The 25157-nt window shown below is 36.9% G+C and carries 19 protein-coding genes; 7 read left to right on the top strand and 12 right to left on the bottom strand.

The genetic code is table 11. The features are described from left to right. Nucleotides 1–25: 25 nt before the first annotated feature. From JKP34_RS04610 to fabG, 8 genes are all read right to left on the bottom strand, one after another. Complete coding sequence (locus JKP34_RS04610) at nt 26–145, bottom strand: MetS family NSS transporter small subunit (protein ID WP_201918173.1); 120 nt, start codon at nt 143–145, stop codon at nt 26–28. Then, on the bottom strand, nt 142–1650 hold the full coding sequence (locus JKP34_RS04605; RefSeq protein WP_201918171.1) for a sodium-dependent transporter: 1509 nt from the start codon (nt 1648–1650) through the stop codon (nt 142–144). Before JKP34_RS04605 ends, JKP34_RS04610 begins: the two co-directional genes overlap by 4 nt. 213 nt (nt 1651–1863) lie before the next feature. Continuing rightward, nucleotides 1864–3879 (bottom strand): OmpA family protein, encoded by a 2016-nt coding sequence (locus JKP34_RS04600; protein ID WP_201918168.1) that lies wholly within the window; start codon nt 3877–3879, stop codon nt 1864–1866. Between the two features lie 10 nt (nt 3880–3889). Continuing rightward, nucleotides 3890–4573 (bottom strand): OmpA family protein, encoded by a 684-nt coding sequence (locus tag JKP34_RS04595; protein WP_201918166.1) that lies wholly within the window; start codon nt 4571–4573, stop codon nt 3890–3892. Between the two features lie 106 nt (nt 4574–4679). Beyond that, nucleotides 4680–6974, bottom strand: coding sequence for a patatin-like phospholipase family protein (locus tag JKP34_RS04590; RefSeq protein ID WP_201918164.1), 2295 nt, complete (start codon nt 6972–6974; stop codon nt 4680–4682). Nucleotides 6975–7029: 55 nt separating this feature from the next. Further along, the gene (locus JKP34_RS04585) at nt 7030–8325 is read right to left on the bottom strand and encodes a peptidoglycan DD-metalloendopeptidase family protein (RefSeq protein ID WP_201918162.1); all 1296 of its coding nucleotides are present in this window, start codon (nt 8323–8325) and stop codon (nt 7030–7032) included. A 105-nt stretch (nt 8326–8430) separates the two neighbouring features. Continuing rightward, complete coding sequence (locus tag JKP34_RS04580; protein ID WP_201918160.1) at nt 8431–10503, bottom strand: hypothetical protein; 2073 nt, start codon at nt 10501–10503, stop codon at nt 8431–8433. Nucleotides 10504–10560: 57 nt separating this feature from the next. Continuing rightward, on the bottom strand, nt 10561–11310 hold the full coding sequence (gene fabG / locus JKP34_RS04575) for a 3-oxoacyl-[acyl-carrier-protein] reductase (protein ID WP_201918158.1): 750 nt from the start codon (nt 11308–11310) through the stop codon (nt 10561–10563). Nucleotides 11311–11350: 40 nt separating this feature from the next. Here fabG and JKP34_RS04570 point away from each other — a divergent pair, with 40 nt between their 5' ends. From JKP34_RS04570 to JKP34_RS04550, 5 genes are all read left to right on the top strand, one after another. After that, nucleotides 11351–12535, top strand: a complete 1185-nt coding sequence (locus tag JKP34_RS04570; protein ID WP_201918156.1) for a glycosyltransferase family 39 protein — start codon at nt 11351–11353, stop codon at nt 12533–12535. 57 nt (nt 12536–12592) lie between these two features. Beyond that, the gene (gene lpdA, locus JKP34_RS04565) at nt 12593–13987 is read left to right on the top strand and encodes a dihydrolipoyl dehydrogenase (protein ID WP_201918154.1); all 1395 of its coding nucleotides are present in this window, start codon (nt 12593–12595) and stop codon (nt 13985–13987) included. 177 nt (nt 13988–14164) lie between these two features. Then, complete coding sequence (locus JKP34_RS04560; protein WP_236664890.1) at nt 14165–14641, top strand: RNA polymerase sigma factor; 477 nt, start codon at nt 14165–14167, stop codon at nt 14639–14641. Next, nucleotides 14638–15453, top strand: coding sequence for an anti-sigma factor (locus JKP34_RS04555; protein ID WP_201918152.1), 816 nt, complete (start codon nt 14638–14640; stop codon nt 15451–15453). Before JKP34_RS04560 ends, JKP34_RS04555 begins: the two co-directional genes overlap by 4 nt. Before the next feature lie 163 nt (nt 15454–15616). Then, nucleotides 15617–16696, top strand: coding sequence for a T9SS type A sorting domain-containing protein (locus JKP34_RS04550; protein ID WP_201918150.1), 1080 nt, complete (start codon nt 15617–15619; stop codon nt 16694–16696). Nucleotides 16697–16747: 51 nt separating this feature from the next. Here the strand turns inward: JKP34_RS04550 and JKP34_RS04545 are convergent, their stop codons facing one another. The 4 genes from JKP34_RS04545 to JKP34_RS04530 are packed head-to-tail and all read right to left on the bottom strand — an operon-like array spanning nt 16748 to nt 20659. Beyond that, nucleotides 16748–17662 carry a rhomboid family protein gene (locus tag JKP34_RS04545; RefSeq protein WP_201918148.1) on the bottom strand — a complete coding sequence of 305 codons (915 nt, stop codon included), beginning with the start codon at nt 17660–17662 and terminating at the stop codon, nt 16748–16750. 3 nt (nt 17663–17665) lie between these two features. Further along, nucleotides 17666–18457, bottom strand: a complete 792-nt coding sequence (locus JKP34_RS04540; protein ID WP_201918146.1) for a rhomboid family intramembrane serine protease — start codon at nt 18455–18457, stop codon at nt 17666–17668. Between the two features lie 3 nt (nt 18458–18460). Then, nucleotides 18461–20317: a DNA mismatch repair endonuclease MutL gene (gene mutL, locus JKP34_RS04535; RefSeq protein ID WP_201918144.1), complete on the bottom strand. Its 1857-nt coding sequence runs from the start codon at nt 20315–20317 to the stop codon at nt 18461–18463. A 9-nt stretch (nt 20318–20326) separates the two neighbouring features. Next, nucleotides 20327–20659: a hypothetical protein gene (locus JKP34_RS04530; protein WP_201918142.1), complete on the bottom strand. Its 333-nt coding sequence runs from the start codon at nt 20657–20659 to the stop codon at nt 20327–20329. Nucleotides 20660–20838: 179 nt separating this feature from the next. On the opposite strand from JKP34_RS04530, the gene JKP34_RS04525 reads away from it, so the two are divergent. Beyond that, complete coding sequence (locus JKP34_RS04525) at nt 20839–23802, top strand: glycoside hydrolase family 3 N-terminal domain-containing protein (protein ID WP_201918140.1); 2964 nt, start codon at nt 20839–20841, stop codon at nt 23800–23802. Nucleotides 23803–23915: 113 nt separating this feature from the next. Beyond that, nucleotides 23916–25067, top strand: coding sequence for an N-acetyl-alpha-D-glucosaminyl L-malate synthase BshA (bshA, locus tag JKP34_RS04520; RefSeq protein WP_201918138.1), 1152 nt, complete (start codon nt 23916–23918; stop codon nt 25065–25067). The last annotated feature ends 90 nt before the right edge of the window (nt 25068–25157 follow it).

The raw sequence follows: 25157 nt of genomic DNA, 5'->3' as shown, positions 1-25157 counted from the left end.
TTTTTACTATTTTTAGAATTATCTATTAATCTTCTGATTTATCCTCTTTCTTATCCATTGATAAGGCCTTCAAAACAAAGCCTATAAAACCGCCTACAGTAATTGTAAGACATATCACCATTCCTATTATTGCTTCTGTACTCATTTCTTAACAAATTTTCTGTAAAACCATCCATTAAATACTACTGCAATTAATAAGGCAATACCCCATTGGGTAACAATGGTTGCATTACTAAACTTATCAATCACATTCCAATTACCATCAGCATCAAACCAAGGATAGTCACTATAGCCTTGACTCATCCACCAGTATACTAAGAATAGACCTGCGAAGAAATTGAAATAAATCATGCCTTTAAAATACCAGGCAGACACTTTAAAGTCTGAGTTTTGATCAATGAAGTCCTTCTTGAACTTACCAGGACCATACTTCATAATCAGGAATGAAATAAAGATACCACTCACGAGTAGGCCTACCCCCCAAACCCAGTCCTGATTCTCAAATATCGCCAAACTCCATGCAGACGGAAAGCCTACAATGAAACAAGCTGCACCTGCGATTATGGCTGCCTTTTTCTTTGATAAATCATAGTCTGTTAAGTTCTTAATAATGAGCTGCATCATTGGTAAGATAGAACTAAAGGCTGCCATTGCAAATGCCCCAAAGAAAATCCATGAAAGGAAAGGACCACCGGGCATTTGAGCAAATAGCTGTGGTAAAATAGTAAAGACCAATGCTGTATTACCGCCATGAAGAAAATCAACTGCCTCATTAGGTGTGGCTGCCATTGCAAACACAGCTGGTAAAATAGCCATTGCAGCTAATAGAGCAGCTGTATTGTTACCAAAAGCACCCAGGAAGGTATTTAAGGTAACATCTTCTTTAGACCTGGAGAATGAACCAATTGTAATCATTAAACCCCAGCCGGCACCCGTACTCCAGGCGGAATCTGTAATTGCCTCAATCCAAATAATTGGGTCTTTGAACTTCTCGAAGTCTATGGTGAACAGGTATTCCAACCCTTGTGTACCACCAGGCATCTGTATAGCAAAAGCTGATACCACCATCAATAAAATGAACAATGTTGGTATTAGTATTTTGTTAGTTTTTTCAAGTCCTTGCTTTATACCTTTACTCAATACCCAGATGGCAATGCTAATTGTAAACATATAGCATAAAACAGCTTCCCAGCTGGAGTTTGAAAGACTGGCCCAGAAAGTATCCATGAAGTTTACATTAGGGTCTGCAAACTTTGCGTTCATGGCTCCTGAGCCAAACAAATAATTAACCAAGTTTTGCGTATTCAGAATAAAATACCTGAGTGACCAACCTGTTACAACTGAATAATAAAAGGCTATACCTACAGTTACGATGGTAACGAAAGTACCCATCCAATTAAATTTCTTACCGGCCAGGCTTCCTAATGAACCTAGCGTACCTTTTTTATAATACTTACCAATGGCAAGTTCTGCCATTAGTAGTGGAATTGACCAGATCACAAGAAATAGCATCCACAGTATAATAAAAGCACCACCATGCTCACCAGCTATTCTTGGAAATCGCCATAAGTTTCCAGCACCAATTGCCATACCAAGGGCTGCTAAAATGATCCCCCACCTATTACTAAACTCTTCTTGTTTTTGCGCCATATAAGTTTATTAAATTGCTCTAAACTGATAAGTTACCAAAACTGCAATAGACTGCCAATTTTGTCCTATTATGAATTGAAAAAACCTTATTCGTTAAAACAGCATATTGATATAATACAATACATCATGCAAAACTTCTATTTCAGTTATTGGGGAACAAAAAAGGCAACTGCCATGCAGTTGCCTCTATTTATCATTTGCTTTTAAGATGAATTAATCCACCTTAAAGTTAACTCTTCTGTTCTGCGCTCTGTTTTCCTTTGAAGTATTAGGAACCTCCGGATATAGTTCTCCTTTACCTTCAAAACTCAATCTTTCAACATTTATCCCATTTGCTACTAAATAATCTACTACCGATTTAGCACGCTTCTTAGATAGGCCCAGATTATATTCTTCTGTACCGATGTTATCTGTATGACCTATAATTGATACATCAATTGATGGGTTATCTTTCATAACATCAACCATTCTATCAAGTTCTGATTTACTTTTTGGTAGTAAAGCATAGCTATCAAAGTTAAAGAACACATTATTCAATACAATCTCAGCCTTTTCTTGAACTGGCATTAAGATCATGTCATTATTAAAGCTCTTAGATTCACGCTGATTAGTTAAATCAATATTTTCACTAATAGGCAGGTAGCCATCTATCTTCACGATGTACTGGTATTCTTTACCTGCCGGTAAAGCTATTTTGTATTCTCCAGTTACCGGATCAGTTTCAACTCTACCTACTTCTTTACCATCCTCTAAGGTTTCATATGATACCACAGCTGCGAGAGGTTGCTGTGTTTCAGCATCAAGCACTCTACCTGTAATGGTTATAATTGGATCGATTTCATAGAACAATGGCATCTCAAGTCTGAAAATGTTCATATCTCCCACTGAATCCTCCTTCGTATAGTAGGCAAAATTACCTTCAGCCGGCATCGTAAAGAATAAATCTTCACCTTCCGAGTTTACCTGAGGCCCCATATTAAGCGGCTCACTCCAATTTTGCCAGGTATCATCAAGACGCTGCGTCATATAAATATCGGACTTACCAAAACCAACATATCCTGCTGAAGAGAAGAATAATGTCTTGTCATCTGGTGCCAGAAATGGAGATGTTTCTTCTGATGCGGAGTTTACAGTAGCACCTAAGTTCATTGGAGCCGTCCATGTACCATCTCTTTTAAGGAAACTTACATATAAATCTCTTGCCCCATATGTATCATCTCTTTCAATAGACATAAGTAGGGTTTTTCTATTATTGGCCAGGTAAAAGTTCGCTTTTTCGGAAACGTTGTAGTAATCATCTATCTCCTGTGCTTTTGGTTCGGACCAACCATCGCCTTCTCTGGAACTCATTGAAACACCTGAGATCAATCTTTTTTTCTTCTCGTCATATTTATTACCTAAAAGCATTACCAGAGTGTTACCATCCGGTGTAATAGAGCTTACCCAGTTTGGCCCTTCTGTATTTAAAGGTTCCCCCATATTTCTCGCCTGTTTCCATTCATTGGTAACAGTGTCCAAATCGCTCACCCAGATATCTTCATAATCTTCAACTCCACCTATATTCTCCGGATGAAACTTTCTACCAAAGAACAATTGCTTTCCCGTAGGGCTAAGAACTGGTTTAAGTTCTTCATAAGGACTGTTTACTCTGTCATCTAATTTCTCAGCTGTTAAGTCTTCCTTTACATTAGGCACGGTTTCAAGTTGTAAATCGATAGGTTCATCGGAATCTGTAATACCAATGGCATCGATACTGTAATAACCCGGTACAGCATCACCGTCAAATTCTAATTTAACGGCCGCTACATTATAAGGCGTTAACTCAGTAAATAATCTTAAAAAACGACCAGGCTGGTTAATGATAACCGGTTCACGCGTAATCATTAAATATTCGTTCCCAGCCTCATCATAAAAGTAAATCTTCGATAAAGTACTAGGATTGTATGATTCCGCTATAGCTATTTGACGGATGGGTTTAGGATTATCAAAGCCTACTTTTATAAATTCCTTCTTGTTCGGGCGGCTAGGTGTCCAAGCGTTCGGACTTCCCTCTCCCCAAGGATAAACATTTGGCTTACCCAATAATTGTTTTGTTGAGAATTGAGTCTCGTCAAGCTCCGAGGAGAACTCAATCACTTTGCTCGCCCACTGAACATCCTGTGCCTTTAGCTGAATATTTGAATTGATAAAAAGAAATAGTACTAAGGCAGATAGTAATAGTTTTTTCATTTCTTGTTAATTACTCGGTTTTTAGAATTCGGGCTTCTACCCTTCTGTTTAATAATTTGGCTTCTTCTGTATTTTCTCTTGTAATAGGTACAGTACCTCCAAAAGCTCTTGTTTTAATTCTGTTAGAGGCTATTCCTTGATTAGTCAGATAGTTTTTAACTTCCACTACTCGCTCCTCACTTAATCGCATATTAGCAGATGCACTTCCCCTGAAATCAGTATGACCTTCCAGTTGAATCTCCATACCCGGATAAGCGGTCATCAGGTCAATTAGTTTGTCAAGCTCTGCATATGAATCTTCAATGATTTCTGACTTACTCTGAACAAAGTTGATGTTTAAGCGAAGTAAAGTGTTTTCACCAGAAGGCACCATCTCATAATTTAATGATTCCATCTTTGGTACAATCTCAATAGTATCTTGAACGGGCAAATAACCTTCAGCCTGTAAATGTACGCTATAACTATTCCCTTCTTTTACTTTAAAAGAGAACTTACCATTTTCAGGATTAGAATGAAAAACTCGGTTATCACCTCCATAAGGTAGGCTTTCTAAGGTTATAGATGCATCGATAGGTGTGGCCACACTAACACTTAAAACCTTACCTTTAAGGGTAACCCATTTAGACCCTGGTTGTGCTTTTAGGGTAAATATTAAGGCGAATGAGACAATAAAAACTAAAAATAGCTTCTTCATGGGTTCCATTTTAATCGGTAAATTTAATTTTTTCCTATTAAAATTTGTGCAATACTAGTATTAAATTCGTGAGTATCAGCAAATAATCGAGGAAAAGCCTTCCTTTTTAGTTTAACGGGCGCTCCTTAAACATAAGGTAACCAATATTTAACATTATATAAAAAGGATTGCGATCATCATAATAATGAGCAGAAACACTAATTGGCCCTAAAGGTGTTTTATAAATTAAAGCGCCCAATGCCGACATATAATAATCAGGCTGCACATCGCTCCACTTAATTGCATCATTTGTTTCCTGCCAATTAAAAATAGGTTTAAAAATATGAGTTTCCGCTCGAAAGGAAGTATTCTTAAATAATGGAAAATGATACTTTAAACCGGCTGCGACATAAACTGGAGCTCTAAAATTACTCAAATATCTCGTAGGTGATTCAAAGGTTGGGTTATAAACAGGTGAGTTGATCTGCGTAGCAGTTAAATTACGAAATGGACCAATAGCCATAATGGCACCACTTAAATTAAAACCCAAACTTCCAGAAGACAACGGTATGTAATTCTCATAATCAGCGTTAAAAATGATACCATGCTGCCTTTGCTCGCTGTCTTCACTATTCCCTACAGTGCCAGCAGTAAATTCTTCGGTAGCATAAATATATTTTAGTTTGATACTTAATCGTTTTCCATCGGTAGGAAAAACTCTATTATTGAAGCTGTTATAACCTATCTCCAATTGCGTCTTGAGACCATACAACCTGTCAGAATCTAGCGTGTCATTCGATTGAAATATTTCACGGCTACTAAAACTGTTTAGCACATTCATGCCCGATGCAGCTAGTGTAAGTTTGTACTTGTTATAAATCGGTAACCCGAGTTCAACTCCATAATCTAAATCTTCCTGCTTCAATATCTGTGAAGTACGTTTTGTAAGGAAACTATTGGTTGCCAGATAGTCCCAACTATTATAAACGAAATAAGGCGCTACATAAAAGGGGAGTTTAAGAGGGAGGTTAATTCTAAGTTTATATTCAAAAGCTTTATAAAAACTACCCAGCTGGCCCCCTAAATAATGGTTATTCAGAAAATTATTCAGATTATCATAACGAAGGCCTAAATATATTCCACTTAGGTTGTTTGTTGCAATATTCCCTCCTATCTGCACTTTCAGTTTGCTTTCATCCGATGTTGTCAGCCTCAGTTTGTACTTACCGCTTTTGCTATTAAATATCATTTGAGGAAAAATACCTGAAAAATAAGGTTCCTCTATCAGCTTATAATAGTTACTCTTGATCTCCTCTATTGAAACATCTCCACTTTCGGAATTGAACATTACTTTTCTGATGTAATTTTCCTGATTCTTAGTAAAGCCCGATAGTTCAACTTCCGAAAAAATCAACTTATTCTTCTTTGCATTAAATTGATTGCGTGCAGAGTCAAGTACATCCTGATTAACTCTTGTTTTAATTTTTTGCTGAATCTCAGGCATGGAGCGTACAGTAGCTGCATAACCACTATCAATTATTGATCTGGCCTCTTCAAATGCGAAGCCAGAAAATTTACTCATATCAGGCTCAATATAAACACCATCCTCTTCTAGCTTAGTAGGGTCTGCCTTGTCCATCATCATAAAAAGTAGTGATGAAGAAAGTATTCTTTCTGCTTCCTTCTCAGGGTATTCTTTATACACTTTTGAAGCTACATTAACTCCAATCATGTATTCAGGATTAAAATACGCTTTCATGGGTTCAACAGGAAAATTATTGTAAACCCCTCCATCAAATATATATTCCCCGTCTATCTTAATTGGGCGATACACAAATGGTACCGACATAGTTGCTCGCAAAGAAGTCGCTAAATTACCTTTATCTAACAAAACAGCTTTTTGGGTAAGCACTTCTGCCCCCATCGCTTTAAATGGAACGAATAGGTCATCAAAATCATCACTTTCTGATTGATAAACAGGCGCCATCTGCTCAGCCAGTTCAAAGTTGAGGGATAAATCGTTTGCTAACTTTGGATTAAAGCTAGCATCAAAGGTTGAGTCAATACCTAAATTAAATTCAAGCCATTGGGGAGTTGGCTCTGGCTCTATATAGTAAGATTTATATTTCGCTGGAACTTCCCCGTTTATCCATTGTAAAAAGGCTTTGGAGGTGGCAATTGAATCTATTTGTTCAGGACTAAAGCCCGCTGCATAGAAGCCGCCTACCACTCCACCCATTGAAGTGCCGGTAATATAATCAATTGGGATATTGAACTCTTCAAGAGCCTTCAGCGCCCCGATATGTGCCAGACCTTTTGCCCCTCCTCCACTAAATACTAGTCCTACCTTCCCATTTTGGGCAATAGAGAATTGAACAAGGAAAATACAAATACATGTAAGTCCCAGATTTTTGATATGCATACAGCATCAATTTAAATGGTTGACACTATAAACTTAAGAAGAAGCTATTAAAATGTTAATGTGCAGAGGCTAATAAAACTTCCTTGTCATCAGTTTTATAAGGTATCTGATCAAGTTGAAATTTCACATAATCCTTGTAGCGCATAAAAGCGGCTAACTTATCCTCATGAATTGGCTCTGATGGAGGAAGATCAACTTTTAAGGCATCTACCTGACGACCATTTTTCCAAAAGCGATAACAAAGGTGTGGACCTGAAGCTAATCCTGTACTACCTACATAACCAATTAACTGACCTTGTTTCACTTTTTGCCCAGGTTTAATACCACTTGCAATACGAGACATATGAAGGTACTGCGTGCTAAAAGTTGCGTTATGTCTAATTTTAACATTTCTACCATTGAACTTCTCATAAAGGGCTTTTGTAATTACACCATCGCCAGCGGCATATATTGGCGTACCAGTTGGGGCTGCATAATCCGTTCCCAAATGAGCTTTGTATCTCTTTTGTACGGGGTGGTATCTCTTAGGCGAATACCTGGAGCTAATTCTTGTAAACTTAACAGGATACCTCAAAAAAGCCTTTCTCAAACTTTTCCCTTCTTCATCAAAATAATCGATTCCTTGTCCCTGATCAAAAGCCACTGATAGAAATGAGTTTTTGTAATGAACCAATTCAGCACCAATAATTTCTTCTATACCAACAGATTTACCATCAATGGTTCTTTCAGTATAAATTACCTTGAATTGATCCCCTGGATAAATTTTGGTGAAGTCAATTTGCCAACCGTACATATCAGCCACTAAATCCACTAACTCCGGAGTACCACCTTCATCCAACATATCTTCATAAAGACTGGTATTAATGGTACCACTAATGGTTCTTTTTTCCACATTAACAGGACGCTTTTCAATATATACATTAATTGAATCAAGTAAATTAAAAACTACATACTCTTCAGGATTTGGCTCGTATACTAGCGCTTTAGCAGATTGAAGCGAATCATCCTGATAAATAACTGTATACTTCTTATTGGCCGCTATTTTTCGTACATCAAAAACAGACTTAGACTTGTTGGCAAGTTGAAAAATTTGCTGATGGCTTACATTGTAGGCTAATAAAATATCAGAAATGCTTTGATTCCTTTTTACAGAGTTCTCTGCCACCTGAAAAGAATCTACCACCATACCATATAAAATCTTTGGCTCCTTAATTACTTCAGGAACAGAATCTGCAAGCACAACCTCCTTGCTAACTTCTGATAATGAATCACTTGCGTCTTGAGAAATGAAATAAACCAAGCCGATTGAAACGGCCAAAGTGATCGTAAGAGAAACTATTTTTTTATTCATATAAGCTGTTCGACTAAATCTTCTTGTGCTAATATGCACATATTTTTCTAAATACCAATAAGTTACACTTATTTAGCACAAGTAATTGTTTAATTATTAAATGAATTAGTAGGATCCAAAATATCTACGCAGAAACCACTCCATAAAAATCAGGATCAAAATTATAACATATAGCCAATAATTATTAGTAAGAGGAACAGTTTTATTCTTACTTTTTAAAATCTGTGGGTAATCATTTTGAACTAAATAATCGAGTAATTCAGAAGTGTTTTGATAATGGAAAAACCTTCCTTCATTTTTATCAGCCAGTCTTTCAAGCATACCGAAGTTTGCCAACAGGTTGAGCTCCTCGAAATTATTTCCTGATACCACAAATTGACCTTTGTCAACAAAAGATTTCCCATTGATAGTTGCGGAAGCCTCAAATACATATTTACCCTCTGGTAAAGTGCCTATTTCAAAATTTGGTGTTAATCTATCTGTCGTAAAGCTGAATTGATAGGTACTATCCGAACCAGAAATATTAAGATTGATTTTTTTTCCAAAAATCTCTTGATAAACTTCATTATACGTTTCTACAGCAAGTGAAACCTGCTCGAATGAGGCATAACTTTCTTTAATAGAGTATACCTCTAACTGACTCTTATTATTTTTAGTGGTTAGCCATCGAACAGTTTTACCTACCCAGTCATCAAAAAGCTTGTACTCTTCAGTCTGTAAATACTCAACCAAACGCCAATTCCAGAACCCTTCTAAAAGCAAAGTTGATTCTTTGTAATCACCATCTTCATAAAAGACACTTATTGGCTGTTGGGTTTTCACTCTTCCTACTCTTTTATAAAAGAGTGTTTCGGCTTTAGGATTAATCCTGTGCTCTATAAAAGGCATACTGGCAGGTGGGAGCTCATCTAGATTAGGTATAGATTCTCTATCAAGATCGAAGGCATTAAAATCATTATTATAATAAATATTTGCTTCATCTACCTCTTGCCAAGGGTTTAATTGAACTCCTTCATTAAGCATGTTGAATTCGGCAATATCAATTCCCCCATTACCCACAACAAACCAAATAGAGGTATTTGCATTATATAATTGTTTTATTTCATTTTGAAATACATTTTTTCTGTTGGGCAGATGAAAAAGAATTGCCAAATCATAATCATCAGCTTTGTAAGCTGATACCTGATCAATTGCTAATATCAACTCATAATTCTCATTTCTTTCAATTGACTTTTTAATAGCTTTTATATCAGGGTGAGGAGCTGCGGCCAAAAGCACAATCTTTTTTTTCCCTTCTACTATATTTACAAAAGCAGTTCGGCTATTATTTGCTTTATTAAATTCTTCTGAGGTACTATTTAACTGTATTTCATATTGTTGATAACCCTCTGAATTAGCTTCAACAAGAAAACTAACCTGATTGGTTATATCTTGACTGTTTATTTTAATTGTTTTCTGATTCAGTATTTCTCCATTGTTTTTGAGAACTACCTGAATACTTTCATTCTCGAATCCTTGATGAGCGATTTCTACAAGCATGGGAAATTTATTCCCCTGATAAACCACTTTGTTATATTTTAAGGAAGCTATGCTGACATCCTTTTTTTCAGTAGAATCGCCTAATCCAATTGTGCTTACTTTAAAAGGATAGGCATAATAATCAGGAGAAGCACCTCTATTATAAATGCCATCTGAAATCAATACTACCTCTGCTATACTATTAGATTGATCACCGGAAGCGATAGCATCTAATGATTGCCTCAATGGAGTCAAGGCAGCTTCTGTGGGTACAGAATCTGGATTTTCAATTGGCTTATTCGCAAGGTTTTTCCATTGAAGCTCAACCTTTTTCTGCTCGGCCACTTCATCTGCCAGTTCATGAAGTTCCTTCCATTCCTTCTCTACAACTTCATTACCTAAAGCTAGCTTTGCTGATTCAGAATCATCCCATAGAAACACTAGTTTTCGTGATTCTACTTCTGTAGATGTTTGATTAACAAAAGGTTCAAGGAAAAGAAAGGTAATAGCTGCTACAGCAATGCCCCGGATAGAAAAAAGCAACCATTTCCATTTTGAAGACCATGGTTGCTTTTGTGCCGTATATAATAAATAAGCATATCCTAAACCCAATATTATGCATAGCAAAAGCCAATAAGAGGACAAGGAAGTGTTTAGCATATTTGCTGAACTGATTTTGCTTTAAATTATTATTGAAATTTTATTTTTTTTAATTGATCAGGTTAGCATTCCACCATCTACCTGAATTACCTGCCCTGTTATATAAGCCGACATATCGGAACCTAAGAACACGCAAGCCTCAGCTACATCTTCAGGAGAGCCTCCTCTTTTTAAAGGAATGGCATCTCTCCAACCCTGAACAGTTTTTTCATCTAATGCATCAGTCATTTCTGTTTCAATAAAGCCCGGAGCAATGGCATTACATCTGATATTTCTTGAGCCTAGTTCTAAAGCAACAGATTTAGTAAAACCAATAATACCTGCTTTTGATGCTGCATAGTTTGCTTGACCGGCATTACCTTTTACGCCAACAACTGATGTCATATTGATGATTGAACCGCTTTTCTGTTTCATAAAGGTTCTGGTTGCAGCCTTTACAGTATTGAAACAAGATTTTAGGTTCACATTAATAACTGAATCCCACATTTCTTCATTCATTCTCATAAGCAGGTTATCTTTAGTGATACCCGCATTGTTGATAAGAATGTCAAGGCTACCAAAATCAGCTACTACATTATTGATTAACTCTTCAGCCGCTGCGAAGTCTGAAGCATCTGATCTATATCCTTTTACTTTTACTCCGGAAGCAGAAAGCTCCTTTTCCAAGGCTTCTCCTTTTTCAACACTTGAAAGATAAGTGAAAGCAATATTGGCGCCTTGTTTAGCATAAGTTTCAGCAATTGCTTTTCCAATTCCTTTTGAAGCCCCTGTGATCAGAGCAGTTTTACCTTCTAATAGTTTACTCATTTTGGTTTATGTGTATTTATGGCTTAAAATTACATTTGAGATGCAAATTAAGAAACTTCTATCCAAAAACGAATTAAAGCAACAAGGCCAAAGGGTAGAATTTGTTCTTTTATCGGCTTTTATAATTACCTCCACTCTACTAATCATATTCTCTACTAGTGGTGGTCTTATATGGACTTCCGATTCTTTTCAATATTGGGCAGCTTCAAGAAGTTTTTCAAATGATGGCACTTTCATAGCTTACGATGGAGGCACTTATATTTTCTGGCCACCTTTATTTCCTATTATTTTAAGTCTGTTTAATAATTATGAAACTTACTATTTACTACAGTTATTTGCATTTGCCGGGTCTGCAGTTTTAATATATTATTTTTTCAGGGAGCTTAGTCAGCAAAAAGTTGTTAGTCTGACAGCACTGGCCATTTATCTGGCGAGTGTGTTTCCTTATTTAATGTCAACTTTCTTGTGGACAGAAAATATTTTCACGCTATTATGTTACGCCAGCCTCTTATGTTATTTATTAAGTAAGAGGATGAAAAGAAAATGGCTTTTCTTTATTGCTTCCTTGTTTTTAGCCTCTTTAATGTGTTTGCAGCGGAATGCCGGCATATTCATGTTAATGGGTATTTCCATTCATGAGTTTTTATTGTTTTTTAAAGAAAGGTCTTACTTTAAAGAGCTAGTACATAAAGGGCTGCTGATTATTGTTGCCGTTTTACCCAACATATTCTGGAACTATCAAAGTATTCAATTACAAAGCGCAGAACAAGAAATGGTCTCAAGAAGCTACGCAGTCGATTTTTTTACAAATTTCGTAGAATTATCCGAAAGATTATGGGGCGTTTTTCTACCAACACATCCAATTGTAAGTCCTTATTTATATGCCGCTGTTTTTGCATTCTTGATAGTAATACTCTGCTTCAATAAAAGAATTCGTTTGGCGCATACATTAGTGCTTACTTACATATTATTGCTCTGCCTTATGCCTTTGGTAAACCCGGAAAGTATGGACAGATTGATTGCTCCTGTAACCCCAATTATTTTTTTTATTTGCTGCAGTATAATTTTCAATAACATTGATAGAAAAAAAGCTGTTATCAGGTACGTGATTACTGGTGCAGTGCTTTTATCATTCGGCTATAATATAATCCGAACCAGTCAAAACATTATGCGTTGGCATGAACGTAGCGAACATCATGCAACAGACACTAAAATTTTTTTCTAGTAGCAAAAACTCTAAATTTGCTGCTGCTTATCAAAACGAAAAATTAAACATATAAATATGGCTTCAAAATACGATATTATTGTTGTTGGTTCTGGTCCTGGCGGTTATGTAGCTGCTATCAGAGCGTCACAATTAGGAAAAAAAGTTGCAATAGTTGAGAAAGAAAGCTTAGGAGGCATTTGCTTAAACTGGGGATGTATCCCAACAAAAGCTTTATTGAAAAGTGCTAATGTGTTTGAATATATCAATCACGCTAAAGATTATGGCATTGATGTAAAAGATGCTTCAGTTGATTTCCCTGCCATGATAAAAAGAAGCCGCGGTGTTGCTGAAGGCATGAGCAAAGGTGTTCAGTTCTTAATGAAGAAAAATAAGATTGACGTAATAATGGGTTACGGCAAACTTAAGAAAGGTAAAAAAGTAGAAGTAGAAGATAAAGACGGCAAAAAAACTGAATACAGTGCAGAAAGCATCATTCTTGCAACTGGAGGAAGAGCCAGGGAGCTTCCTAACCTTCCTATCGATGGTAAAAAAATCATTGAGTACAGAAAAGGGATGTCTTTAGAAAAACAACCTAAATCTATGGTAGTGGTAGGTTCTGGTGCCATCGGAGTTGAATTTGCTTATCTGTATAACTCAATAGGAACGGAAGTTACTATCGTTGAATACATGGATAGAATTGTGCCTGTAGAAGATGAAGAAGTATCTAAAGCCTTAGAGAAAACTTACAAAAAAGCCGGTATTAATATAATGACCAGCGCTGAGGTAACTCAGGTAGATACTAAAGGTAAAAACTGTAAAGTAACTGTTAAGACTAAAAAAGGCGAAGAAAAACTAGAAGCTGAAATAGTATTATCAGCAGTTGGTGTTGCCACAAATTTAGAAGGCATTGGCCTTGAAGATGCAGGAGTAGCTACTGAAAAAGGTAAAGTACTTGTTGATGATTATTACAAAACTAATGTGGATGGGGTTTATGCCATAGGAGATATTGTTCATGGCCCAGCCTTAGCTCACGTTGCTTCTGCAGAAGGTATCATCTGTGTGGAGAAAATAGCTGGTGAGAAGCCTGAACCGCTTGATTACAAAAACATTCCAGGCTGTACATATTGCAGTCCTGAAATTGCTTCTGTAGGCTTTACCGAAAAGCAAGCGAAAGAAGCTGGATATGATTTAAAAGTGGGTAAATTCCCTTTCTCTGCATCAGGTAAAGCTAGTGCTGCTGGTGCTAAAGATGGTTTTGTAAAACTTATTTTTGATGCTAAATATGGTGAACTTTTGGGAGCTCACATGATTGGCGCTAACGTAACCGAGATGATCGCAGAGATAGTTGCTATCAGAAAACTGGAAACTACAGGCCATGAGCTAATCAAAACTGTTCACCCGCACCCAACCATGAGTGAGGCGGTTATGGAAGCTGCCGCTGCGGCATACGATGAAGTAATTCATCTATAATTTTTTAGAACAATCAATTAATATAGCTGTTGTAAGCGATAGTGCTTGCAGCAGCTTTTTTATTTAGCTGCTATTTGCTTTATTTACATCAACTAAATAACCAAAAACATCGGTACCAGTATTAAAATATCTGAAGACGTACTAATTACAGAACTAAAGGCTCAAAAGTCTTCGGCTTTGGAATATTTATATGACAACTATAGTGGTGCATTATATGGTGTTATACTCCGCATTGTAAAAACTGAAGAAGTTGCGCAAGAAGTCCTTCACGATGTTTTTATAAAAGCGTGGAATCAAATAAGTTCATATAACTCAGAAAAAGGCAGGTTATACACCTGGCTGGTTAATATCAGTAGAAATGCATCTATTGATAAAATCCGATCTAAGGAAATAAAGAAAACCTATAAAACCGACTCAGTTGCTGACAACGTATATGTGATTGATCATGCAAATTTTGACACGCAGAGTATTGACGGTATAGGATTAGAAAAAGTACTAGCTCAACTACCTGAAGATTTAAGGTTTGTAATTGAACAAATGTATTTCAAAGGTTATACGCAGTCCGAAATAGCAGACGAGTTTAATATTCCTTTAGGAACTGTAAAAACACGAGCTCGCTCTGCCATGAAGACGCTAAGAGGATTATTATTGTGAATATTGAAGAGTACATATCATCAGGCATTTTAGAAGCCTACATCTTTGATGAGCTTTCCGAAACGGATAGAGCTGAAGTGAGAAGTATGGCTGAAAAATACCCTGAAGTGAAGTTGGCATTAGAGGAAACAGAAGAAACATTCTTAGCTTTTACTGCAAAAGGTGCCATTGAGGCTCCATCCGATGTAAAGAGTAAATTATTTACTGATTTAGGTCTGGAAGATAGTTCAAACCCAAAACAAGATGCTAATGTAAAAGCGCTACCTGTAGAAAAGAAGGCTAATGGTTTTTATCCTTATATATCTGCAGCGGCTAGTTTAGTAGCTATCATTGGAATTGTTTTGGCACTTTATTACAGAAGTCAATGGCTTGACTCAGAATCAAGAATAAGTGAACTCATCACGCAAAACCAAACCATAGCTCAACAATATAATGTAGTTAAAAATCAGGCCGATCAATATGCCAGTAACCTGGAAGTTTTAAGAAAACCCGGCCTAGAAACGGTAGAACTTAAAGGTCTTGATATTGCACCTGATGCCAATGCCATAGTGCATTGGAACAAAAAAAGTAGTGAGGTATTCTTAAATGCTAAAAAGATGCCATCAAACCCCGATGATCTTCAATACCAACTCTGGGCTATTGTAGAGGGTAAGCCTGTTGACATGGGTGTTTTTGATGTTGCAGGTGATATGACTTCACTTATTAAGATGAAGAGCATCAAAAACGCATCAGCATTTGCCGTTACACTAGAACCTCGGGGTGGAAGCATTAACCCAACAATGGAGCAGATGTACGTTATTGGGCAGATTTAGTGAGCATTCTTACTATTCATCCTATTTTTTGACACATTCGTTATAAGTGTAGTTACATCCATCAAATTTACTTTGAGCATCACCTCCGTAAGGTTATGAAGTACTGTAAGTAGAGTTTCCCTTCTATAGCGCTTAACTTTGTTTATCAATCAAAGTCAGAGTTATGGTGAAGAAAATTACAGTGCTTGTTCTATATATGGTGTTTGCCAATTTTAATGCGTACAGCCAAAATACGTCTGTTGCAGAACAGTTTACGAATTGGTTAGATAATACCGGATGGTCTACTGGCACTAACCCGAGTGCTAACCCTGTAAATGATGAATTAATAATCAACGGTAGTGTAACACGATGGGGAAATTTATCTATTAGTAGAACACTTTTTGGTAGCATGAGCTTAACTGTTAATACCGGAGATTCACTTGTTATTGATGGAGATTTTACGATTGGTACTGAATCAGAATTAATTGTTCAAGAAGGTGGTTATCTTTATGTAAACGGTAATTTAAATAATAATGGCTTTTTCTTTTTCGGAGGAGATGTATCAAACGATGGTATAATAGGTGTTACGGGAGATTACAACGAAACAGGTAGTGCCACTTTTGATAGAGGACCAAATAGTAATTTTTATGTTAATGGAAATAGCGATGAGCCAACCGATGGAAGCGTTCCTCCTGAAATAGAAATGGTTTACACTACCTTGCCCATTGAATTAAAATCTTTTTCTGTTTCTAAAAGAGGACAAACTATTGAGCTTGGTTGGATAACGGCTAAGGAAGAAAACTTTTCTCATTTTGAAATTCAGCGAGCCAGCTCAGATATGGAGTTTGAGCTAATCGGAATAATGGAAGGTAACGGTAATAGTCTTTCTGATATATTATATAACTATCGTGACTTCGATGCTCCTTTCGGGGACCTTCATTACAGATTAAATGCCGTTGATATTGATGGCTCTAGTGAATATTCAGAAATAGTTTCTATTAAAAAAGCATTTGATGGGGCTGCGAAAATATATCCCAACCCTGCAAATCATCAGGAATCTGTTAAGTTACAACTACCAGCTAATTTCAATCAGCAAATTGAATCGTTAAGTATATATGACCCTACTGGCCAATTGTTAAAAACCTACAAGGATTTTGATCCTGTTTCTGACGAATTAAATTTCCAATCCCTACAGGATGGTATATTTGTTATAAAATTGAACTATAACGGATTAGTAGAAAATATTAGAATAGTGGTCAGGTAATATTAAACTGATCTTGAATAAAGAGCATTTCATATGATTATGAAATGCTCTTTATTTTTTACTAGCATTAAAAAGCTTTTGCTTCTCATCTTTACTTAAGCTCTCATACCCCTTTTCTGAAATTTTATCAAGTATTCTATCAATCTCATCTTGCTCAACAGAAGTTGATGAGCTTGAATTAGATGAGTATGAAGATGAAGACCTTGTACCAGTGGTTTCGGCCTTCTTTTTATAGGTAACTTTTATTTTTGGCTTGCTGCTAAAGAGGTTCTTGATGCCTTCTAAGAATTTTTGAATCCACAGGCCAAAATCAGTTCCTGCTTGCAGACCTCTTACATATAAGAACCCGATTCCCGCTCCGCCAAGGTGCGCAAGATTACCTCCGGCATTAGCACCGGCTGATCCTAAAATCGAAAGTAATATGTAAACAGCCACTAAGTATTTAATCTTTACCGGGCCAATAAAAAGCATATGAAACCTATAGTCAGGTAATAATGTAGCAGCGGCCGTTGCTACTGAGAAAACTGCTGCAGATGCTCCAACCATTCCTCCTGTGCTTCTTTCAGCCAGAAAAGGAATAAGATTATATGCCAGCAAGAATACTGTTCCACCAGCCAACGCTCCTAAAACATATAAGTTAACCAGCTTAGCACTACCCAAATACTCCGAAATGAGCATTCCGAACCAATAGAGCACCAGCATATTCATTAAAATATGAAAGAAACCAGCATGCGAAAAAGCATAGGTAATTAAAGTCCAAGGACGGTAGATAAAGCTTTCTATATCCGCAGGTATGGTAAACTGCTTATCTACAAGCATAAAAAGATTACCTGACCCTGAAAACGATGATATAACACCTAATAAACCTAAACCAACAAACACAATTGCGTTGATTATGATCAATTGATTTAAGGCGTTATTCGGCCTTTTAAAATTCTGCTTTAGCTCATCAAAAATACTCGCCATATTTTAATAAAAATTATTTCGCTTATCCTGCCATATCTTTAACAGAATAAAGGCAATTAACATTCCTCCAAGGTGAGCCCAATGCGCTACATTGTCGCCAGGAGCCCGTTGGATGCCAGCATATAACTCATATAAACCATAGAAGGTTACAAGGTACTTAGCCTTTATAGGAATTGGAGGTATAAGTAGCATGAGCTGAGTATTAGGAAATAAAAAACCAAAAGCAAATAAAATTCCAAAAACAGCACCTGAAGCACCTACTAAAGGCATATTTCCTTGAAACCTCACTACCTCTTGAACACGCTGAATACTGCTACTAATGTACTGCTGGCTGTCAGGGTTTTCACCGAAAGCATCTATGAAATCGTACCATTGTTCAAAGGCGTAACTCGCATGATTATTTATAAATGAATTGAAAGCTTCATAATTAGGATTAGCTATGTAGGCCTGTGCTGCACTTTCGAGTTGCTGCATTTCAACAAAGTCAACGATCCCGTAAAGCAGGCCTGCGCCAACGCCTGTAACCATATAAAAGAGGAAAAACCTTTGTGCCCCCCAGAAACGCTCCAGCATAGGCCCAAAAATGAAGAGCGCAAACATATTACCTAATAGATGCCCAAAATTAGCATGCAAAAACATATAGGTAATAAATTGATAAGGTGCGAAGCTCTCAGCAAATACATACCTTAACCCAAAAAGCTCTCCTAAATCAATATTTAGAATGGATGGAATAAGAAGCAACGCAATATTGACTAGTAATAAGTTTTTAACAACAGGTGTTAATCTTGCAAACATAAATTAATGATTAAAAAAACCAGCGATTTTATCGAGGTCAAATATAACAAAAGTGGCACTTCCTGAAGGTGTATAGTTCGGTTGCTTGCAAGCAAACAACTTATCAATAATTGAATTCATTTCCTCCTCACTTAATACAGCTCCGGTTTTTATAGCCGATCTCCTTGCCAACGAGCGAGCGATGTTTTCGGTTTTAGATATGCTTAAATTATTCTTGTTTTGCTTAAATTGTTCGATGAGTCCCTCGAAAACCGGTTTAACTGTAGCATCTGTAAGTTCCATAGGCGCTCCATTAATCACAATTGTGTCTTTACCAAATGAAGCTATTGAAAAGCCCAAGGCATTAAGCTCCTCCTCCATTTCAAATACTAAAGCAAAATCCTGAGGGCTCAGCTGTATTTGCTCAGGAAATAGAAACTGCTGACTACTCCCGCTATGGTTCGTCAGATTGCTCATGAATTTCTCAAATAATATTCTTTCATGGGCGGCTTGCTGATCAATCAATATCAAGCCTGACTTTACCTGAGAAGCAATATATTTTTTATGAATCTGGAATAAACTACGATCTGAATCTGCTTCCTGATCTAACGCCTCCTTTTTAAGCTTAGGTTCTTCGTTAATAGCGCTCCCGAATGTTAAAGACTGTTGATTTTGAGAACGATCCGCAACAGACTCCTCTTCTGAAATCTTCTTGCTCAAGCTCTGAAAATCATCCAATATTTTATTCCATTCAGAATTTTCATTCTGGTGACTGCTCCCCTTAAACTTCTGGTAGTTCTGTTGTTTTACAGAAAAGTCATCTCGCACAGGTCTTCTTGATCTATCGAAGCTGAAGTTTACATCACTTTCGAAATCCAAAGAGGGCGACACATTGTGCGCACCAATTGCCTGCCTGATAGCTGCATTCATAATACCATAAATGGTACGCTCATCATCAAATTTGATTTCCGTCTTGGTAGGATGCACGTTTACATCTATCCTTGCAGGATCAATGGAAATGAAGAGTACATAAAAAGGATAGGTATCTGTAGGTAGTAAACCTTCAAAGGCATTCACCACTGCATGATGCAAATAACCACTTTTTATAAAACGATCATTCACAAAGAAAAACTGTTCCCCTCTGGTTTTTTTTGCATACTCAGGCTTCCCTATATAACCTTTAATACCTAACTGGTCTGTTTTCTCTTCAACCGGCACCAACTGTTCCTTGTAGCTATTACCAAATAAGCCTACAATGCGCTGGCTCAATTTACCTGCAATTAACTGGTAAACATCTATATCATTTTGATGAAAATTAAAAGCAACTTCCGGATGCGCCAGAGCCACACGCTGAAATTCATCAATAATATGCCTAAGCTCTACAGGATTTGATTTCAGGAAATTTCTGCGAGCCGGAACATTATAAAATAGATTTTTAACATTAATGGTGGTACCCTTGGTTTGAGCCACATGCGTTTGCTTTTTAACTTCCGAAGCCTCAATCTGTAAACAAGTACCCAGTTCAGCCTCTTCTGTCTTTGTTTTAAGCTCTACCTGAGCTACGGCAGCAATTGAAGCCATTGCTTCCCCACGAAACCCCATCGTTTTTAAAGCAAAAAGATCTTCCGACTTTCTTATTTTAGAAGTAGCATGGCGTTCGAAACACATGCGTGCATCAGTTTCAGACATTCCAACACCATCATCGATAACGGTGATCTGCTGCTTACCCGCCTCTTTTACAATCAGACTTATTTTTGAAGCACCAGCGTCTATAGCATTTTCTAAAAGTTCTTTAACAACTGAAGCAGGCCTTTGTACAACTTCTCCTGCTGCAATCTGATTGGCTATTGCATCAGGCAATAATTGGATAATATCCGACATTAAAATTAATTAGCTTCTTTTCCTTCGTAATATAATGTAAAGAGGTATCAATAATAAAAGGGCAAAATACACATTGGCTCCATAGAAAATATATCCACCCAGCGCTACTGAAATAATGATTATCATGAGCACTTGGAATAGGTTAGCCGATTTATCAGAAGACTTACGTGCACTAAACGCGTCCCTTATACTTTCTACCTTTTTACCCTCTCGCTCCAATTTCATTTCCTGTCTGATTTTACTCGTACGCTTTTCTAAATCTTCCTTTACAGGATCGTAATAGCGCGGTTGAATTTCAAATCTTTGATACTTGGGTAACCTGAATATTGATGGAACCTTCATATTGAATTATTTTCGTTAGAAGAAATAAAGCTTTAGATCAAATATTATTTCAATTTAAGCTTTATAAACACAGATAAAAGTCTAAGCAAATTAGCTTTCTGTTGAACTTTATTTTTTTGATTTCTGTAAGAACAAACTTAATGCTAATTTCGCTTTTATCATAAACGTAAAACCCCGACATGTTCAAAAAAGTTTGGCTCATACTCCTATTCTGCATTGTAACCTTTAACGAAAGCTTATCTCAAAAAATTGGGACAATAAGCTCAGAGAAATCTGCATGGGTAGATAGTGTTTACAGCCAAATGAGTTTAGAAGAACGAATTGGCCAGCTTTTTATGGTTGCTGCCTATTCAAATAAAGATCAACAGCATGTCAATAACCTCAGCTTGCTCATAGAAGATTATCATATTGGCGGGCTAATTTTCTTTCAGGGAGGGCCAGGAAGACAAATCGACATCTTAAATAAGTTACAAGAAAAAGCTAAAATACCCTTATGGATTGGCATGGATGCTGAATGGGGTCTTGCAATGCGACTCGATAGCACCATGAAATTCCCAAAACAGATGACATTAGGCGCTATCCAGAATGACGGCCTTATTTATGCTATGGGCGCTGAAATTGCCAGACACGCTAAAGCTGTAGGTGTTGATGTTAATTTTGCTCCCGTTGTAGATGTAAATAACAATAGCAAAAATCCTGTAATAGGCTATCGTTCTTTTGGAGAAAATAAAGAAAATGTAGCTAGAAAAGGGGTTGCTTATATGAGGGGCATGCAAGACAATGGCGTATTGGCGAATGCCAAACATTTCCCAGGCCATGGTGATACGGAATCTGATTCACACCACACTCTTCCTCAAATAAACCATTCAAAGGAACGCCTGGAAAATATCGAGCTATATCCTTTCAAAAAATTGATTGAAAATGAGGTAAGTTCTATGATGGTAGCTCATTTGAACATTCCGGCTTATGATTCCACCAAGAACCTGGCATCAACCTTATCAAAACCAATAGTTACAGATTTATTGAAAAAGCAACTCGGATTTAATGGGCTCATTTTCACAGATGCCTTGAACATGCAAGGCGTAGCAAGCTACTATGAGCCTGGAGAAACCGATTTATTAGCACTCCAGGCAGGTAATGATGTTTTATTGTTTCCTATGAATGTTCCCAAAGCCCTTGGTAAAATTAAGAAGGCCATCCAGAAGAAAGAATTGAGTGAGGAACGCTTGGCCGAAAGTGTGAAAAAGATTTTAGCAGCGAAATATGATGTGGGTTATTCTAATGGTTTTGAAGCCTTGTCAAAATCGAAAGCTAAGAAAGTACTCTATAATGAAGAAGCCGATATTTTACTAAATAAGCTTTATGAGCATGCAGCCACACTGGTTAAGACCAAAAATAATTTCGTCCCAATTCGCATATTGGATACCACAAATTTTGCTTCATTAAGCCTGAGAGGTAAAAAGAATAGTGATTTTCAAAAATACCTGAGCAAATACGCCAGATTTCAACACTATCAATTGGCTGAAGATGAGGACAATCCTGCTATCTATACCCAATTAATGAACCAACTAAGAAGTTATGAAACAGTAGTGGTTGGCCTGCATGATCTTAATAATTCACCAGGTTCCAAATTCGGAATCAATCAGGAAGACATACTTTTTCTTCAAAATCTGGCAGAACAAACTAATGTGGTGCTAACTGTTTTTGGCAATGCCTACAGTCTAAAGTATCTCACCAATTTCGATCATATTTTATTGATGTATGAGGACAATGAATACACGCATAAAATTGCTCCTCAAATCATATTTGGTGCAAAAGCCGCAAAAGGTAAACTTCCGGTAAGTGTTTCTAAAAGTTTTAAAGAAGGAACAGGTATCCAGAGCAAGCTGCTTAATAGATTGGGTTATGCCCAACCACTTGAGGTAGGCATGGATAAATATGTATTGGCACAAATTAATGAGATTGCTAATGAAGCGATCAACACTGAAGCCACCCCAGGCTGCCAAATAATAGTTGCTAAAGATGGCCAAATTGTACTCGAAGAGAGCTATGGCTTTTATTCTTATCAAAAAAAAAGCCCGGTAACAGATGAAACCATTTATGACCTAGCCTCCATTACAAAGGTAGCGGCCACCCTACAGGGCATCATGTTTTTGTATGATCGTGGTATAGTTGATCTGGACAAAAAGATTGTCCATTACTTACCAGAGCTTAAACGCACCAATAAAAAAAATATGACCTTAAGGAATATACTGACTCATCAAGCTGGTCTTTTACCTTATATCCCTTTTTGGAAGCAAACAAACGACTTCTTTGGCAACTACTCGGATTTCTATTCAAGTCAGGAAAGTAAAAAATATCCTAATCAGCTCTCTAGTGCCCTTTATGGCCATGAAGTTTTGGATGATTCAGTTTACCAATGGGTAATTGAATCAGATTTACTTGATAAACCTCGCTGGCAAAAAAATTACGATTACCGATACTCAGATATGGGCTACTATCTGATGCAAAAAATTTGTGAGCGTATGTTAAATCTATCATATCAGGAGTTTTTATCTGAAAATATTTATCATCCATTAGGCATGAATACTATGTGCTATTTGCCATTATGTAATTTTCCTCAGAATAGAATAGCTCCTACTGAAGATGATCCATATTTCCGCTCTGACCTCATACACGGATGGGTGCACGATCAAGGTGCTGCCATGATTGGTGGTGTAGCTGGTCATGCAGGCCTCTTTAGCAATGCAATGGACTTGGCAATTCTTATGCAAATGAACTTATGGGATGGCGCTTATGGAGGTACTCGCTATTTCTCGAAAGGAACAGTGCCCTATTTTACAAAAAAACAATATGACGATAACCGAAGAGGTTTAGGATGGGACAAACCTGTTGAGGAAGAAGGCCCTTCTCCTACTTCTCATTATTCTTCACCGCTAACTTTTGGGCATACTGGCTTTACAGGAACAGCCGCCTGGGCAGACCCTGAGTTCGGATTAGTTTTCATTTTTCTTTCCAACAGAATTCATCCTGATGCATCCAACAGAAAACTAATTAGCAGTAATATTAGAACGCGTATTATGGATGTGATCTACCAATCTATTTTTGAGTTTGAAGAAGAGTCAGAGAAATATGTGAACTAATGCACCAGAAAAATAAATCAAACTTCATGCATATGATCTGCGTTCATAGGGCAGATTGTTAAAAGGTTCAAGAAAACCCTTCTAATGAGCTTCAAAAAAGTAATTATATAAAGATGAATATAGGAATTGTATGCTACCCAACTTTTGGAGGTAGTGGTGTTGTAGCTACAGAATTAGGAAAAGCCCTTTCTCAAAACGGTCATAAAGTGCATTTTATCACCTATTCTCAGCCAACTAGGTTAGACTTCTTCAATGAAAATTTATTTTATCATGAAGTTGATCTAAGAACCTATCCGCTATTTCAGTATCCTCCTTATGAACTGGCATTAGCTAGTAAAATGGTAGATGTAGTCAAGCACGAAAACCTTGACTTGTTACATGTTCATTATGCAATTCCTCATGCCTCAGCTGCCTTTATGGCCAAGCAGATATTAAAAGAAAGAAATATCAGCATACCTGTAATCACTACACTTCACGGTACAGATATCACTCTGGTAGGAAAAGATCCATCTTATGAACCGGTGGTTACTTTTAGCATTAATAAATCAGATGGTGTTACAGCCGTATCTGAGGATTTAAAGAAGGATACACTAGAACACTTTGACATCTATCAACATATTGAGGTTATTCCTAACTTCATTGATTTAGATAGGTTTAAAAAGCAAAAGAAGGATCATTTCAAAAAAGCTATTTGTCCTAATGATGAATATTTGATTACACATACTTCTAACTTCCGAAAGGTAAAAAGAGTGGAAGACGTTATTAAGGTGTTTTTCAACATCAGAAAAGCTATTCCGGCTAAACTTTTATTAGTAGGAGATGGTCCGGAAAGAAACAAAATGGAAAAACTTTGTCGTGAACTAGGCACTTGTGAAGATATTCGGTTTTTAGGCAAACTAGATGCCGTAGAAGAAGTATTGTCAGTATCCGATTTATTTTTAATGCCATCTGAAAAAGAGAGTTTCGGTTTAGCAGCTTTAGAGGCTATGGCTTGTGAAGTACCCGTAATCAGCTCAAATGCTGGCGGTATACCTGAGTTGAATATAGATGGCGTTACCGGCTATACCTGCAATGTAGGAGATGTTGATGACATGACTACCAAATCCCTACATATTCTCAAACCTGAAAACTTATCTACCTTCAAAAAGGCGGCACTAGCCAGAGCTAAAGAATTCGATGTCACCAATATTCTTCCGTTATATGAGAAATTTTATGAAAAAGTAAGATCCTCGGCAATAAAATATAACAAAAGCGAAACTTACTAATTAAGTAATTAATTATAATTTTGCATTGATATAAACTAAAGTATCTGTGAGACGTTAGTCTTTTAGAAACCAGAACACACATTTTTTAGA

Origin of the sequence: Marivirga atlantica (genome assembly GCF_016734805.1) — a bacterium.
GTDB classification, from domain to species: Bacteria; Bacteroidota; Bacteroidia; order Cytophagales; family Cyclobacteriaceae; genus Marivirga; species Marivirga atlantica.
This window is presented reverse-complemented; position numbering and strand designations above follow the sequence as displayed.